This window comes from Parcubacteria group bacterium (genome assembly GCA_041659505.1).
In the GTDB taxonomy this organism is placed as follows: domain Bacteria; phylum Patescibacteriota; class Minisyncoccia; order Moranbacterales; family UBA2206; genus UBA9630.
This window is the reverse complement of sequence record JBAZYF010000005.1, coordinates 111516-124017: the sequence shown is the minus strand read 5'-3', so window position 1 is coordinate 124017 and position 12502 is coordinate 111516. Positions and strand designations below refer to the sequence as shown.

General features: G+C 42.3%; 10 protein-coding genes and 1 rRNA gene. All 11 read right to left on the bottom strand.

The window, feature by feature from the left end; all coding sequences use genetic code 11:
• A 23S ribosomal RNA gene (locus WC848_06675) occupies window positions 1-736 on the bottom strand; the annotation flags it as partial.
• 601 nt (window positions 737-1337) lie between these two features.
• The gene (locus WC848_06670) at window positions 1338-1787 is read right to left on the bottom strand and encodes a hypothetical protein (GenBank protein ID MFA5962336.1); all 450 of its coding nucleotides are present in this window, start codon (window positions 1785-1787) and stop codon (window positions 1338-1340) included.
• A 16-nt stretch (window positions 1788-1803) separates the two neighbouring features.
• Window positions 1804-2487, bottom strand: a complete 684-nt coding sequence (locus WC848_06665; GenBank protein ID MFA5962335.1) for a hypothetical protein — start codon at window positions 2485-2487, stop codon at window positions 1804-1806.
• A 14-nt stretch (window positions 2488-2501) separates the two neighbouring features.
• Window positions 2502-3905, bottom strand: coding sequence for a hypothetical protein (locus tag WC848_06660; GenBank protein ID MFA5962334.1), 1404 nt, complete (start codon window positions 3903-3905; stop codon window positions 2502-2504).
• 126 nt (window positions 3906-4031) lie between these two features.
• On the bottom strand, window positions 4032-4727 hold the full coding sequence (locus WC848_06655) for a hypothetical protein (GenBank protein ID MFA5962333.1): 696 nt from the start codon (window positions 4725-4727) through the stop codon (window positions 4032-4034).
• Window positions 4728-4827: 100 nt separating this feature from the next.
• Complete coding sequence (locus tag WC848_06650) at window positions 4828-7479, bottom strand: hypothetical protein (protein ID MFA5962332.1); 2652 nt, start codon at window positions 7477-7479, stop codon at window positions 4828-4830.
• A gap of 92 nt (window positions 7480-7571) precedes the next feature.
• On the bottom strand, window positions 7572-9659 hold the full coding sequence (gene gyrB, locus WC848_06645; GenBank protein ID MFA5962331.1) for a DNA topoisomerase (ATP-hydrolyzing) subunit B: 2088 nt from the start codon (window positions 9657-9659) through the stop codon (window positions 7572-7574).
• Window positions 9660-9695: 36 nt separating this feature from the next.
• Window positions 9696-10070 (bottom strand): hypothetical protein, encoded by a 375-nt coding sequence (locus WC848_06640; GenBank protein MFA5962330.1) that lies wholly within the window; start codon window positions 10068-10070, stop codon window positions 9696-9698.
• 153 nt (window positions 10071-10223) lie between these two features.
• The gene (locus WC848_06635; GenBank protein ID MFA5962329.1) at window positions 10224-10724 is read right to left on the bottom strand and encodes a rubrerythrin family protein; all 501 of its coding nucleotides are present in this window, start codon (window positions 10722-10724) and stop codon (window positions 10224-10226) included.
• Window positions 10725-10934: 210 nt separating this feature from the next.
• Window positions 10935-11492 (bottom strand): ElyC/SanA/YdcF family protein, encoded by a 558-nt coding sequence (locus WC848_06630; GenBank protein ID MFA5962328.1) that lies wholly within the window; start codon window positions 11490-11492, stop codon window positions 10935-10937.
• 96 nt (window positions 11493-11588) lie between these two features.
• Window positions 11589-12248, bottom strand: coding sequence for a hypothetical protein (locus WC848_06625; GenBank protein ID MFA5962327.1), 660 nt, complete (start codon window positions 12246-12248; stop codon window positions 11589-11591).
• Between the last annotated feature and the right edge of the window lie 254 nt (window positions 12249-12502).

The window sequence follows — 12502 nt, the reverse complement described above, 5'->3', positions numbered from 1 at the left end:
GTCTAGTCCATGCCATTATGTTCGCCCTTTCAGGCTCGCTTTCACTCTGACTCCGCAACAAAGTTGCTTAGTCAACGACATAGAACTAACTCGCTGGATCGTTCTACAAAAAGCACGCAGTCACCCCGCCGAGGCGGGGCTCCTACTCTTCGTTAGCATATGGTTTCAGATACTATTTCATCTCCCTCATCGGGATACTTTTCACCTTTCCCTCACGGTACTCATTTCGCTATCGATCACTAAAAATATTTAGTCTTGGAGCTATAGTGGCCCCAGCTTCAAACGGGATTTCTCCGGTCCCGCCCTACTTGAGAATAAGCTCATCTTGATAATTTATTTTCGCGTACAAGGCTTTCACTTTGTGTCGCCGTCCTTTCCAGGAGCGTTCCGCTAATAAACTATTTCAGACCCCGATTAAACGAGTCTGCTTATCTCGCAACCCCACTAGTCTTGCGACTGATGGTTTAGACTTTTCCGCTTTCGCTCGCCACTACTCACGGAATCACATTTGTTTTCTATTCCTCCTGGTACTAAGATGTTTCAGTTCCCAGGGTTCGCTCTAATACCCTATGTATTCAGGTAGAAGTTTCCGACGTATAGTCGGAAGGGTTTTCCCATTCGGAAATCTCCGGGTCAAAGGTTGCTCAGCACCTCACCGAAGCTTATCGCAGCTAGCTACGTCCTTCATCGCTTTTTAGTGTCAAGGCATTCACCATATGCATTAGTATTACCGCTCTTAAATCCTATCCTCGTTTGCACGAGGATCTATCGGTTAGCAGTTAGCAATCGCTAACTGTTTATCTCGCATCTTCCGACGCAGCGCCGGAATAATGCGGTTTGCATTTATTTACCTACTATTTTCTTAATATCTTACCTCTTAAAGATATTAAGACGAATCGATCGTCATACCAGACTTATTTCCCGCCAGACATAAAAACCTGATACTTGATCAAGACCTGTATTCAATTGGTAAGGTTCGCACTAACGCGGAAATTTGATTGATCAGTCGCTCTTACTAAACAAGCTGATTTCCGAACTAATGATTTTTCTGTGGAGCTATCCGCCCAAGGCGGATTTATTTCTTATAGCTAAATCAAAGATTTAGATAAGAAATAAAAAAAGAACCCGCAACTAAACGGGTTTTGAGCAAAAACAAAAACGACTCACCCGCTTATTCTTGGAAAAAAATTAACAAAATGTATCATTTATTGCACCCTTGAAAATTCCCCTAGGAAAGCCAAAGATCACTTATCTGTTTTTAACGCTTACTCATCATAGCAAACTGAAAAAGTTTGTCAAGCTTTTGGATTTTCTTGGCAATTTTTCCCATTTTTTGGCTAATCTACGGCCAGTCCGGATGGAGATGCGGGCGGAGTGCTGTCACCGCTTTCATTGCGGAGTGGGTGGGGATAAGTATAGGGGATATAGTCTGGTTTTGCAAACAAATAATAATCCCTATTTTCTTGCACCATATTTGGCGTCTGACTGTCCACAGAAAAAAATAAATCATTGTCCCAAACATAAGCTGGATCTAGTGCCTGGTTTTTTCCTCTTCCAATTTGGTAAAGAGCCGGATATCCACTATCTTCCTCATACAAGTCGATAGAATTCCCGTCTTGGCTTACTCCAGTATGGTGGTTATTAAAAACCACTCCGCTTCCCGCTCGCAAACTTATAAAACAGCATTGGCTCGCATGAGGCACGCCATTGTTAAAGGTGTTATCATAGATTTCCCACCATCGCGCACCAATCATGCCGGGCGTACCGTGCTGATCTATCTGAGACATATTTAGTGTGTTGTGCCTAAAGACAGTTCTTGCGCCATAATATGACTGGACTGAAGAGTTCCCCCAAAAATAGGCGGGGTCTGCCGTACCAAAAGGATGGGTCATTGTTTGTAAAAATATTGTCTTCAATGTATACCGCATCAGCGCTTCCTGGAATGATATCATCATTCCATCCAGAAGCATCAACTGCCCCCATACCGTAATTATGAATCATTTCAGAATTAGTCGGAGCATTAAAACTATTATTGTCGACAAGACCTGGGGCATTCCCTTCGACTTCAAGTAAAATGCTAGATCCTTCTGTCACTGTGAAAGTATTGTGATCTACTCGAAACGGCGCACTGGTTTTTATACCAGCCACATAAACGGCATTGCCACTGATAAAATTAAAACCAGTTATTCGTGTACTCGTATCATAATTCTGGTTAAACACCAATCGACCGCTTATCGTAGAACTATTAGCCTCAATCGTAATACCCTTTGAGTCAGGAATGGTAACCTCAGAACTCCAAGTGCAATCTCCAGCTGGAACTGAAACAGTATCCCCACTCACTGATGCATCTATAGCAGATTGAACATCAATCTGGGAACAACTCACCGCGTTGATCGTCGCGCCAAAAGTTTTTTCCGCCACTCCAAAAATTCCACCAAAGATAATTGCGAGAAAAAAGATTTTTAGTTTTAAGTTTTTGATTGGCATTTTTTAGTTGAGAATTATTCTACCATAAGTCCAATTGGCGAGCTTGGCGGAGTGGTGTCACTACTTTCATTGCGCAGTGGATGAGGATAAACATAAGGCGTATAAAAAGCTGTCCAAGTATTTTCTTGTGTACATTTATAGAGTGTGCCGGAAATTGGCGTTGCGGGATTTGTTCCAACCATGCCGGTCAAATCAGCACAGGACTGATTTGTAGCCCAATATCCTTGCCCGACGATACATGTTAATGGGCGATTTTCTAAAATACCGCATCCGACTCCAGGGCTGGAAGAATCAGAAAAAACATCCCTGCCTAGAGTTGGACGATTAGCTAAACCGGCACAAGTAACACCAAGAGGATGATCAGCAGCTGTCTCAGCTAACGAGCCAGTAAAGTCTTTGCGAGTTTGCCACCAATAGGTATCATGAATCATCTGCTCATAAGCATAAATAGCTGGGCAAGTTAAAAGACCATCATAAGCTTCATTGCTTAAAACATAAGTTGTAGCTACACTGTTATAAAATATGAATGATCGCCCGCCTCTGGTTTTAAAAAAAATCATATGATAATCCGCCGCCTCAACCCGATTACCATAGACTTCCGCACCAAAAGTACTACCCATCGTTTCGCCACTAGAACCCTCTCCTTGATGGCCATGTGCTTCAAAAAGTGAATAGGATGGTCCATGAGCAATAATCGTGTTATAGCGAGCAGCATAACGGCCATTAAATTGCGACTCAAGAGCCAAACCGTCTGGATGGCCTTCATAGGTAATAGTATTATCCTCAAAATACAGATAATTATTCGTTCCGGATATGAAAATATTTTGGGGCGCATTGGAATACCAACTCACTTCGCTTGATTGCGTGTCATTCTTAATTGGATAATCAGCATTAGTGATTATATTATTATCGACAACGCCATAAAAATTGCAAAAATTCCAGATTCCCTTATATCCAAGCGTATTTTGAATAATATTATGATCGACCCTAACTTTGTCTTGCATGACATAGGGCGGATCGATCTGTCCGCCAAGAACTACTCCGTGCGCTTTATTATCGGCATCAATAGTAAAACCACTTAATCGAAAGGCATAATTATATTGCAAGTTATTAGTAGTAGGAGAATATTTAATCATAAAATCATCACCAAATGAAGTCGCGGCCGTAATTGTTGTTACGCCACCCAGTCCTCCGATCAGATTAATACCTTTTGTAATATTGAGCCCGGAATTCCAAATGCACGATCCTTGCGGAACGACAACAGTGTCTTCCGGCGAAGCAGCTGTAATAGCACTACTCACATCATTATAGGAACAACTCACCGCATTGATCGTCGCCCCAAAAGATTTTTCCGCCACACCAAAAACCCAGCCAAAAATTATTGCCAGAAAAAATATTTTTAGTTTTAGGTTTTGCATTTTTATATTTTTTCTTACACTATTATTATACCTAATTTTCGCCAAAAAACAACAAAAAATACACAAAAAAGAGACGTCCTCGCCTAGTCGAGAGCGTCTCTACGATTTGGATAAAATAATATTTTTCTATTTCCTCCCTTCCGTCAATTCTTCTCGCAGTTTTTTGAGAATCAGTTGCGCTTCGTCGCGTCCGCCCAAGCCAAAAGCCAATCCGCCGGCCAGAGCGATCATTGCAATGAGGCCGATAAACATTGTGTTGACGAGAGAATTAGCCACACCCAATTGGATCAGCGCGGCAAAAAAACCAAAGATGATAATCGCCCACTTGGAAATTGTCGCCAGGAGCGTTGCTGACATTACGCCAGCCGCGCGCGTACTGCCTTTGACGATGTGATAGACAAAATTTCCCAAAAGAAATACGGCCGTGAGAATCACTACCGCGACCATAACGTTCGGCAGGTAGAGAATTATTTTGTTGAGAAAAATCGTTACCTGATCAAGATGCAAAATGTCTGTCGCCGCCATTAGAAAAACCAAAATCAAAAACCATTCGAAAAGGCCGCCGACAATATTGGAAACTGTGAGATTAAGGCCATTCTTAGAACTCTTACCTCCACCAAAACCCATCTTTTTCATTGCGCTATCAACGCCTAATTCCGAAACCATTTTTGCCACCAATCTGCCAAGTGTTACTGCCATGATCCAGCCAGCCACAAGCACGATCAGTGCGCCCAATAGCGTCGGCAAAAAATTCATCATCTTCTCTCCAACATTAATGAGCGAGAGCGTGATGGCCTCCCCCCAGGTTTTAATATTGTCCATTTTTTTGTCCTCTTGCAGTGCTTCGCTGGTCCAAAAGTGAACCACCGCAAGATGAATTTTATTTTTTAATTTTTATTTCTTGTTTTTTCAAGACGACCAATTAAGGCGTCGGTTGTACTGCGGGATTAACCTCTGGTGCAGGAGGAACCTGCTCTAGCGGAGTTGTTCCTGGATTAGGATTGACGTAAGAATCTGCTGCTGGTGTCACTGGAGCTTGCGCCGGAGCATTAGTGGTCAAACCAAGATTTTCTGGAGTATTCTCCACTCCCTTGTCGATATTGCTGATCATTTTTTCCAATTGCTTTTTTGTATCAGCAGAACCATCGCCAGAAAGAAGTCCAACCACCTTTCGATATTCCTCCTTAGCCCCATCCTTATTTTTGTCCTTCTCGTAAGCTAAGCCAAGATAGAAGTGAGCATTGATATTTTTGTCATCCGCTTTGACTACCATCTTGAAAATTTCTTCAGCAATCTTCAGATCATCATTTTTTGCTCGCAGACGATACATGTTGGCCAGACTGAGCAAATAGTCCGAATTTTTAGAATCAAGCTGTGCGGCCTTAGTTGAATTTTCAATCGCGCTGTCCGTCTCGCCAAGCGCGTCCTGGATCAAAGATAGTTGATAATAGCCAGGAGCGAAGTTATTTTTTTCTGAAACGGATTTTTGGAAAAAATCCTTGGCTTCATTAAAAAGGGCTTTTCGCTCTCCTTCGTCTTTTTTCGTCGCACCATCGGCGATTTTGATCTGTCCCAGCTTAAGAAGATAGTTTGGATTATGTGGCTCAAGCATGAGGGCTTTTTGATAGGTGGACTCCGCTAATTTCAATGAGTCAGGAACATACATTCCTGAATTCTCATAAATCTGCGCCAACGCCTCGACCGTTTCTACGCTATTATTATTCATTTCTAATCCTTTCGTAGCAGCTGAAACAGAATAGTTTATGTAGTTTCTGATATTATCAACGTTGCGTTCTTGTTCGGATTTAAGTGCTTCCTTATTTGCCAGCATCATATAATAAACACTGGCTTTGGTATAGTAGAAGCCCTCCTTAGCATTGAGTCCGATCGCTTTTCCCATTTTCATTATGGAATCTTCCTGATTCTGACTAGACGCCTGTGCAGCTCTTCCCGCGTAAACATCCGCAACGTATACTTTTCCCAAAAATACAAACAGGAAAGCCACGCCAGCACTGACAAGCATAAAAATGAAGGCTAAAGCTAAGGCAAACTTAGGAGAGGCCTTAAGCGAAAGAGCCAAATATCTCGGTTTCGCCTCACTCTCAAACAAAATTACTGCGAGTGAAAAAATCCCCAAGAGTATGGAAAAAAACAGAACGCTGCCCTCCAGCTTCGTTGTCGCCACAGCCACGAGTGCAATAATCGCCGCAGAAAAAGCGCCCAGGGAATACAACTTATTTTTCTCTTTGTCTCGCGAGATAAGATAAAAGCTGACACTAAGATAAGAGAGAGCGAGAATTAGTAGTGCGATCGTTCCCAGCCCGCCGATGGTTGAGATCGCTTCAAAGAAAAGCCCGGAAGCTTGGGAGAAGCGCAAATTATAAAACATCGAGTCATTGAAAGCTTGCGGTTTATAGAGAGAGAAGTCATAGGAATAGGTAGCAGGGCCGGAACCAATCAGAAAATTATGCTTCAGAGAACTAGTGGCAATCGTCGTCGATGCTTTATAGTTTTCCATGAAGGAATCCGGACTGACTTCCACTGGCAAACTAATTTTTTCTGATACTAAAGAAACTGAACCGGTCATCTTGACAATCATAATCAGCACAAAAAGAACCATCGGCAACCAGACCCAGTTGCGATGTGGACGGACAATTTTTGACAAGATATAGACAAGAAATAATACGACTCCGACAAACAACCCCGACCAGATGACATAACCACTGATATTAAGCAGTAAAAATAGATCGGCTACAAGAATAAACATCAAAAATCCTAAAAGTGCCTTTCTTTTTCCAACGGTCAAATTTTCATTTTCAGCTACTTTTAGAATCACCATGGAAACCAAAATTATCATTACAGAGAAAATCACCCCCAATCCACCAACACTGCCAACAAGACTTAGTGGAATATACTGAGCAATACTATTAGGAATCAAAGAGCCGAAAGAGAAGCCCGTGAAAGGCACATTGAAAAAAAGCAAAAGTGTCCAGACAGACAAAACCGCGCCCGAGCTGATAAAAGCAGTCAGCATCAATTTCAGCCGTTTTTCATTGAAATTACTGATAATCAAATAGTACGCAATTATCATCGCTGTTATGCTCATAAAACCACGCGATGGATCACCAAAGGCACCCCAAAAACTATGCCAGCGATCAACTGATAGAAAAGAAGATACCAAATATACCAACCAAAAAATAACGATCGGAATGTCGAGCGGAGTGCGACGGATATCCATCTCCTCGTTAATCACGCCTTTCGCCGACCAAGAGATGAGGGCGAGTAGTAGCCAGAAATAGAAATAAATCTGTTTTTCAAAAACAATCCCTTGAGAAGCAGCTCCTGTGAAAAAAAGCGGGATGCCAAAAATGAGCATAAAAAGACTAGCGCCAATGATTCTATCCAGTATTCGCAGGATAATTTTTGAATCCCTGATTCTTTCTGGCCCGCGCGGCGTGCTAGTATCGGGTATTCTTTCGCCATCCATCGCCACGTTAGCTGGCTTGCGAAAGAAATTATCACCTTGATTGCCTCTGTTAACATCAACCCTATGCCCGTCAGATCGTAATTCCATACTTTTATTTTTAAATAAGAAACGAGTTAATTATTCAACCGTATAAATTATACAAAAAAACTAAGAGAAATGCAAACTGCAAAAAATACAAATTATACATCCAAATTCTTCACACTCTTGGCATGGGTTTGGATGAAACGCCGGCGCGGTTCCACTTCGGTACCCATCAAGATATCAAACATTTTGTCCGCCGCTTCCGCGTCTTCAATATTCACCTGCATCATTAGTCTGGTCGTCGGATCCATCGTTGTTTCCCACAGTTGTGTCGGGTTCATCTCTCCCAAACCTTTATAGCGCTGGATCGTAATACCGGACACTTCCTCTTTCACTTCGCCGTCTTCATCGGTTTCAATCACGATTTCTGGCACAATCTCTTCTAGATTTTTCTCCGCTGCTTTGTCTGCTTTGTCTTTTTTATTTGCCTCGCTTTTCTTTTTCATCGATTCGATAAGCACATCTCTGCCTTGATCAGTAAAAGCATAATTCACTTCCTTTCCCTTTTGCAAACGGTAGAGTGGCGGTTGCGCGATATAAATATGGCCATTGCGGATGAGCGGTTCGAAATAGCGATAGAAAAAAGTCAGAAGCAATGTGCGGATATGCGATCCGTCGACATCGGCATCGGCCATGATAATCACTTTGTGATAGCGTAATTTGTTAATATCCAAACTATCACCAATGCCGGCACCCAAGGCAATAATGATCGGCTTTAGTGTGTCCGATTTTACCACCTTGTCCAGCGTCGCTTTTTCCACATTCACTAATTTTCCCCGCAGTGGCAAAATCGCCTGAAAGCGTCGATTGCGTCCTTGCTTAGCGCTACCACCAGCCGAGTCTCCCTCTACGATATAGATCTCAGATTGCGAAGCGTCACGACTGGAACAATCTGCCAATTTTCCCGGCAGGGTCATTCCCTCCAGGGCGCCTTTGCGGATAACAGCGTCTTTCGCTGCACGCGCTGCCAATCGCGCTTTTGAGGTTAGGGAGATTTTAGAAATAATCGCCTTAGCATTATTCGGATGCGCTTCCAAGTATTCCGCTAACGCTTCAGCTGTCGCCGAAGAAACGATGCCACGGATTTCACCATTTCCCAATTTTGCCTTAGTCTGTCCTTCAAATTGCGGATTGCGCAGTTTCACACTGATGACTGCAGTGAGGCCTTCTTGAAAATCTTCTGCCGTAAAGTTGTCATCTTTCTCTTTCAACAAACCGGTTTTTTTCGCATAAGTATTGATGACGCGCGTGAGAGCTGAACGAAAACCCGCCTCGTGCATTCCCCCTTCTGGTGTGGAAATATTGTTGGCAAAAGAAAACACATGCTCCTTGTAGGAATCAGTATATTGCACTGCTACTTCGACCAATGTGTCTTCCTGTTCTTTGCGCGCATAAAAAGGCATTTCATTTTTGATTGCCTTTCCTCGATTAAGAAACTTGATGTAAGACACTAATCCGCCATCAAACAAAAAGCCATAAGCCCGTTCTTTGCCCGCTTCGCGCGTGTCATAAATTTTCACACTAATGCCTTGTGTCAGATAGGATTGCTGGCGCAGATAGCCGAGGATTCTTTCCCAGGAATAATTGATTTCGGGAAAAATTTGCGGATCAGCTTGAAAAATGATTTTTGTTCCCGTCTCTTTCGCTTTTCCCACCACGATTGGATCCTTGCTTTTTGGCTTGCCTCTTTCAAATTCCATCGCATAAATTTTTCCATCCCGCTTGACTTCAGCGCGGAGATATGCCGAAAGCGCATTGACTACCGAGACACCCACGCCATGCAATCCTCCAGAGATTTTATAGCCATTGCCACCGAACTTTCCACCGGCATGAAGCACCGTTAGTACGGTTTCCAGGGCAGATTTTTTTGTCTGCGGATGTTTTTCCACTGGGATACCAGCACCATTATCCTCAATTTCAATTATGTTATCCGGGAGCAACTTAACAATTATGCTATCACAACGACCCGCCATCGCTTCATCGATCGAGTTATTGACTACTTCCCAGATCAAATGATGCAAGCCATCGACCGATGTTCCGCCGATATACATTCCGGGACGTTTTCTGACTGGCTCCAAGCCTTCCAAGACTTGGATTGATTTGGCATTATATTCCCCGCCTGCATCGCTATGCGAAGCATTGCGGGCAGGCCCGTTACTTTTCGCCTTTTTATTATCTTCTGCCATATGGTTTTTTATTTACTACAAAATTATTTTTTACATTCAATCATTCTCCCTAGAAAGAAAATAGAGTTCAATCAGAAATATGCCAGCGACTACCAAAAGTCCGTCCCACCACAAAAGCATGCGCAATCCCTGAAGAACAAGCAGGATTGTCGCAAGCAGTGCCAAAAGGAAGCCTTGATGCAGACTAAGTATGATATTATCACCGACCAATTCTCCCCGCATCCGATTTTTCCGCATTCGCAGTAAGGCCAAATTGAACCAAGAACCGAGCAGGAAAAAAAACGCGAGATAGAAAAATAGTTTAGCCCAAATATCCTTTTCCGGATCAATTTTCAGCACAATAAAAATCAAAACGGAAAGAGCGATAAGACCGATTATTCTCACTAGCCAAAGATAACCACGTGGTACCATTTTTCTTCGTCCGCCATAGTCCCGATGTTTCGGGACGGAGGAGGATCAACAATCAACAAACTAAAACAGAAAGCAAAAAAGCGTTCGTTTTTTGCTTATCCTACGCCTCTTTAGCGCCTTTCTATTATAGCCCGTATTGAAAAAACGTGCAAGCTAATTTTTTTGAAATTTAGCTTTTGGCGTCTGGCAAACTGGGCAAAAATCCGGCACTTCCAAGATCGCCGGATAACCACAGACCGGGCAAATATAATAATCCACATCAGAAAGATCCTCCCCTGCTTCCAATTTTTGGAGTGCTTTTTGAAAAAGCGCCTGATGGATCATTTCCACCTTGAGCGCTTGTGAAAAAGAAGCTTCCGCACCTTTTTCATTTTCCGCTTGCGCCTGTGTCAGAAATTCCGGGTACATCATGTCGATTTCATAAGTTTCGCCCGCCACCGCCGCTTTCAGGTTCTCCGCCGTATCCTTAACCTCTCCTAATGTTTGCAAGTGTCTCAGTGCATGGATCGTCTCTCCTTCCGCCGCCGCGCGAAAAAGTTTTGCGATTCCCAGATTTCCTTCGCTCTCGGCTTTTTTAGCAAAAGCCAAATAGCGCCGATTAGCCTGCGACTCTCCGGCAAACGCCGCTTGCAAGTTTTCTGTTGTTTTTGACATAGTTTTTATTGGTTAATGCTTATTACACCGATTATACTACAAGTTGAGCAAAAACAAAAAAATAGCCCATTTCTGGACTATTTTGTGCGGGAAGGACAGTTATTAGTCGGGAACATTTTTGAGCGGTCGATTGAGGGAATATTGGCGTATTGGGACAGTATCGGAGTGAAAGTAGAAAGAATGAAAGTCCTAATGAAAGGTTGCTAGCTCCTATCGGTTATAGCTAAACCAACGCCAGGCGCGGATCATTCTTTGTTTTGAATCCAGAAACAAACAAGCTCTCAAAATCCATTCCAGAAAAATCTTTTTTCTGTACTCCGCTGAATTCAAATATTTTTTCACCTCATCGATTTGCTTATTTTTTGAAATTAAAATCTCTTCAGCTGACAAGATTGTCGCTTTTGAATTTAACTTGCTAGCAATTTTTTGCAATCGCTCTTGGTGATACAGACTGCTGATAATATTAACTTCGGGAAAAGAAATGCTTTTCTTTACAAGAAAACTTTGCACTTCCTTGAGATTATCAAAAGTATTGTTGGACGAATTTAGCACAAAATATTCATTTTTAATTTCTGGAAAATTTTTAACCCAAAACTCTTTCAAGAGTTCTGCTCCGAAAATTTCCAATCCTCCGCCTCCCACAAATAGAACCAGTGCCTTTTCATTTTTCTTGGCTAATTCAGCCCCAGCCAAAAGACGCCACCGCGAATCTTGGGTTATTTCGCTTTTCTTTTTTCCGACGTGGAATAAGATGCAAATGATTTTCATATCTCTATTGTATTAGCTAACCTATATAAAAAGAAGGGGCTACGAGTCCTCAATCATAGCCCCCGACTACACGATTTTATTATTAATTGGTAATACTTATTTATTAGCCCCAGTCGGACCGCCATAACGATGATAATCTTCTCTAGTATTAGGATAAACGCGCCGTGACATACTAACCAGAAACTCCTTTGAAAACTCTTTGGCTGCCTCCATTACACAGCCCGCCAATTCAGGCTCACCGTTGCCATCTGGCCAGCTGATAACAAGATTCATGCCAGCCAAAATAACCGTCTTGGTACCGACGGATTTTAATTTTTCAAGAAGCTCTTCCCAACTACTCTGTTCCGGAGTGGGATCATCCGGATGTGTTCCTACGACAAATGCGTCCGTGAATAAATTTTCCTTTAACAAACCTTCCAACTCTACCACCTTATTTGCATCATGGAAAATAAAAATTGGAGGATGACCTTCTTTTTGACCGGCAAGTAATCTTGGCAATGCTTCCCTCATACCTCTCAAACTATCCGCGCTCACAAATCCTATATCCGTATGAATTGATTCTTTCTCTGAATAATGCGGATGAATAAAAACGATTATCTTTCCTTCGCTCTTCTCGATTCGATCTATCAAAAAATTTTCCTGTTTTTGAGATAATTCCTGAAAATTAACCAACTCTCCTTTTGGAGCGCGTTCCGCTTCCGATATTCCATTGATCTTGTTAGATTTTTCAAGAAATCCACCATTGAATTCTGCCATATGAATTAAAATTTAGCTCTTTTAAATTATATGTTTCAGTATACCATAGGTGTCAATAAATAATTATCTTCTAATCAGTTTGAAGATAAATTTCAAAAAAATACAAAAAAATAAGGCGGGTTAGCCTTATTTTTATTTGCGGGGACGGCCCCGCCTTGGCGGGATGACCTACATTTTCTTTGGCGGGCATCCTCGGTCTAGAACTTTCAAGAATAAGGCCGTTGAGGGATTTATTAGAGGTCTTGGGCAAAGTG

What these genes read in the sequence shown, in the direction of transcription:
- WC848_06670 (MFA5962336.1), bottom strand. Translation starts at nt 1,787, where the DNA reads ATGTCTCAGATAGATCAGCACGGTACGCCCGGCATGATTGGTGCGCGA.
- WC848_06665 (MFA5962335.1), bottom strand. Translation starts at nt 2,487, where the DNA reads ATGCCAATCAAAAACTTAAAACTAAAAATCTTTTTTCTCGCAATTATC.
- WC848_06660 (MFA5962334.1), bottom strand. Translation starts at nt 3,905, where the DNA reads ATGCAAAACCTAAAACTAAAAATATTTTTTCTGGCAATAATTTTTGGC.
- WC848_06655 (MFA5962333.1), bottom strand. Translation starts at nt 4,727, where the DNA reads ATGGACAATATTAAAACCTGGGGGGAGGCCATCACGCTCTCGCTCATT.
- WC848_06650 (MFA5962332.1), bottom strand. Translation starts at nt 7,479, where the DNA reads ATGGAATTACGATCTGACGGGCATAGGGTTGATGTTAACAGAGGCAAT.
- gyrB (MFA5962331.1), bottom strand. Translation starts at nt 9,659, where the DNA reads ATGGCAGAAGATAATAAAAAGGCGAAAAGTAACGGGCCTGCCCGCAAT.
- WC848_06640 (MFA5962330.1), bottom strand. Translation starts at nt 10,070, where the DNA reads ATGGTACCACGTGGTTATCTTTGGCTAGTGAGAATAATCGGTCTTATC.
- WC848_06635 (MFA5962329.1), bottom strand. Translation starts at nt 10,724, where the DNA reads ATGTCAAAAACAACAGAAAACTTGCAAGCGGCGTTTGCCGGAGAGTCG.
- WC848_06630 (MFA5962328.1), bottom strand. Translation starts at nt 11,492, where the DNA reads ATGAAAATCATTTGCATCTTATTCCACGTCGGAAAAAAGAAAAGCGAA.
- WC848_06625 (MFA5962327.1), bottom strand. Translation starts at nt 12,248, where the DNA reads ATGGCAGAATTCAATGGTGGATTTCTTGAAAAATCTAACAAGATCAAT.